Below are 3,270 nucleotides of genomic sequence, written 5' to 3' on the forward strand. Positions count from 1 at the left end.
CTGTAAGAGCGAAACCATAAGCAGCCCTCACCCAAATAACGAATACCCCCCAAAACCTCAACCATTCGAACGCAACTTCAACCCCCGATCCAACCCCACCACCACCAACGCGATCAGCACAAACCCCGCCAGAATCCCCCCGGCATTCACAAACACCTGCGGATACCCAAGAGTGTCCACGTCAATAAAGGGGTACTGATACTGCCCAAGCAAATGCCCGCGCAGCAGCACATAGCCGAAGTACACCAACGGGTAAATCACCCATCCGCCCACGTGCTTGAGCCGCAAGGTGCCCTTGGGCACGCACCGCCACCAGTACACGGCAAACAGCAGCGGCATCACGTCGTGCAGCAATTCATCGGCGATAAATTGAAAGCCTTCAGGGCTCCACAAATGCCGGAGCAGCAGGTTATAGGCCAGGCTCACCACGATGATGCTCGTGGCAATCCCGCTGCTGACGGCGGGCGTCAGGAAAAACCGTTTCGCGGCCGATTCCCGGTTCACCAGCGCATAACTCAGCACCACCACCACGAGGGTGTTGGTCAGCACCGTGAAGAAACTGAAGAAGTTGATCAGCCCGCCCAACAGGCTGGCGCCGCTGGACCAGCGCGAATAAAAAATCAGGTATTGCTGAATCGCCAACCCGACCCAACCAGCCAGAGCCGCCGCCGCGACGAAGCGCTTCATGGGCTCAGTCCAGCGGGCGTTTGGTGCGCATCAGCTTGACGTACAAGCCTTCGACTTTCTCACGCGCCCACGGGGTTTTGCGCAGGAACGTGAGGCTCGACTTGATGCTCGGGTCGCTCTTGAAGCAGCGGATATCAATGCGCTCGGCCAGACCTGCCCATTCGTAATGTTCCACCAGGGTGGTGAGGACGTGTTGCAGGGTCACGCCGTGGAGCGGGTCGTTGCTTGTCGCGGTCATGCCGGGCCTTTTGCAAAAAGAGGAAACACAGCCGCGCACCTTAGCCGACGGGGCGTGGCGGTGGAAGCACTGCATTGAATATAGCCCGTCGGGAAAAGTTCCTCTTTTCAGTCAAAAAAGTGATGTTATATTGTAACGACAATTATCAAAAGTATCCTGTTCGATACCGTCTTCAGCCTTCTCTTTTTGCCGTTTTGCCAAGGAATGTCCGATGTCCCTCTCTTCTCTCTGGCGCTTGACCCCACTTGCCGCCGCCTTGTTGATCTGCTCCGAAGCCCACGCCCTTGAGTTGCAACCCCAAGTCATCACCGGCAACCCGCTGGGCAGCGAACAGCTGGCCTCGCCGACCACCGTATTGGAAGGCGACGACCTGACCCTGCAACAAAAAGGCAGCCTCGGCGAAACCCTGAACAAGCAACCGGGCGTGTCGTCCTCCTACTTTGGCCCGGGCGCCAGCCGGCCGATCATTCGTGGCCAGGATGGCGACCGTATCCGCATCCTGCGCAATGGCGTGGGCGCGCTGGATGCCTCGTCGCTGTCGTACGACCACGCGGTGCCGCTGGACCCGATCAACGTCGACCGCATTGAAATCGTCCGTGGCCCGGCCGCATTGCTGTATGGCGGCAGCGCCATCGGTGGCGTGGTCAACACCTTCGACAACCGCATCCCCACCGAGGCCATTGAAGGTATCCACGGTGCTGGTGAATTGCGTTACGGCGGCGCTGACACGACACGCAGCAGCGCAGGCAAACTGGAAGCCGGCAACGGCACTTTCGCCCTGCACCTGGATGCGAACGCGCGGGAATTCAACGACCTGAAAATCCCCGGCCAGGCCCGCAGCCGCCACGCCCCGGACACCGAAGACGGCCCCGGAAAAAATGGCCGTCTGGGCAACAGCGACGGGCGTCAGGACGGCGGCGCAGTGGGCGGTTCCTACACCTGGGATGACGGTTATGCCGGGCTGTCCTACAGCAACTACGACAGCAACTACGGCTCTCCCGCCGAGCAGGATGTGCGCATCCGCATGAAGCAGGATCACTACGCGTTCGCCTCCGAGTTCCGCAACCTGCAAGGCCCGTTCACCTCGGTGAAGCTCGACGCCGGCTATACCGATTACGAGCACCGTGAAATCGAAGGCGGCGAAACCGGCACGGTCTTCAAGAACAAAGGATATGAGGCGCGTGTAGAAGCTCGCCACCAGCCCATTGGCCCGTTCGATGGCGTCGTCGGCGCGCAAGTGACGCGCAACGAGTTCTCGGCCCTGGGCGAAGAAGCGTTCGTGCCGCAGACCGACACCAACGCCGGCGCGCTGTTTATCCTTGAAGAAATGCAAGCCTCCGAGCGCCTCAAACTCAGCCTCGGCGGGCGTCTGGAACATACCAGCGTCGACCCGGACGCCAAGGGCAACGCGCGCTTCGCCGGTGCCGACAAGTCCAATGACTTCACCGCCGGCAGCCTGTCGTCAGGCGCGGTCTACACCCTCACGCCGGTCTGGTCCCTCGCCGCCACGCTGGGCTACACCGAACGTGCGCCGACCTTTTACGAGCTGTATGCCAACGGCGCGCACGTTGCCACCGGCACGTATGAGCTGGGCGACGCCAACCTGAAGAAAGAAAAAGCGGTGTCCAGCGACCTCGCCCTGCGCTTTGACAATGGCACCCACAAAGGCAGCTTTGGCGTGTTCTACAGCCGCTTCTCCAACTACATCGGCTTGCTGGGCACTGGCCGCACACTGAACGATGAAGGTGAAGAAGACGCAGGCGGCATCCCCGAGTACACATACTCCGGCGTGCGTGCACGTTTCGCTGGCTTCGAAGCCCAGGATCACTGGAAGCTTGGCGAAAGCGCCTACGGCAAATTCGCCCTGGAGCTGTCGGGCGACTACACCCGCGCCACCAACCTCGACACCGGCGAAGCCCTGCCCCGCATTGCGCCGCTGCGCCTGAACAGCGGCTTGCTGTGGGAGCTGGACCGCTGGCAGGCGCGTATCGATGTGGAACATGCCGCAGGCCAAGGGCGTGTGCCCGACAACGAGAGCGGCACCGACGGCTACACCACGCTGGGCGCAAGCGCGGGTTATCGCTTCAACCTCGGCGGCAGCCAATGGCTGGCGTTCGTGAACGGCGAAAACCTGACCAACCAGACCGTGCGGTATGCCAGCTCGATCCTGCGCGACATCGCGCCAGCACCTGGCCGCAGCGTGCAATTCGGCGTGCGCACCACGTTCTAACCCCAACCCTTCATAAGTACTGGCTGGTGTGGGAGCTGGCTTGCCTGCGATGGCATCACCTCGATGCAACTGAAAGACCGAGATGATGCCATCGCGGGCAAGCCCGGCTCCCACA

3 protein-coding genes are annotated in these 3,270 nt (G+C 61.3%); 1 reads left to right on the forward strand and 2 read right to left on the reverse strand.

Annotation, left to right across the window (positions count from 1 at the left end):
* Positions 1–57: 57 nt before the first annotated feature.
* Together WBB95_RS22815 and WBB95_RS22820 are read right to left on the reverse strand one after the other, a co-directional pair.
* Complete coding sequence (locus tag WBB95_RS22815) at positions 58–687, reverse strand: Pr6Pr family membrane protein (protein ID WP_424489626.1); 630 nt, start codon at positions 685–687, stop codon at positions 58–60.
* A 4-nt stretch (positions 688–691) separates the two neighbouring features.
* A complete protein-coding gene (locus WBB95_RS22820; protein ID WP_024073644.1) occupies positions 692–925 on the reverse strand; it encodes a VF530 family DNA-binding protein in 234 nt (77 codons plus the stop codon).
* A 211-nt stretch (positions 926–1,136) separates the two neighbouring features.
* Between WBB95_RS22820 and WBB95_RS22825 the strand changes: the two genes are divergently transcribed.
* Complete coding sequence (locus WBB95_RS22825; RefSeq protein WP_424489627.1) at positions 1,137–3,155, forward strand: TonB-dependent receptor; 2,019 nt, start codon at positions 1,137–1,139, stop codon at positions 3,153–3,155.
* Positions 3,156–3,270: the final 115 nt, after the last annotated feature.

Origin of the sequence: Pseudomonas sp. (genome assembly GCF_049645325.1) — a bacterium.
In the GTDB taxonomy this organism is placed as follows: Bacteria; Pseudomonadota; Gammaproteobacteria; order Pseudomonadales; family Pseudomonadaceae; genus Aquipseudomonas.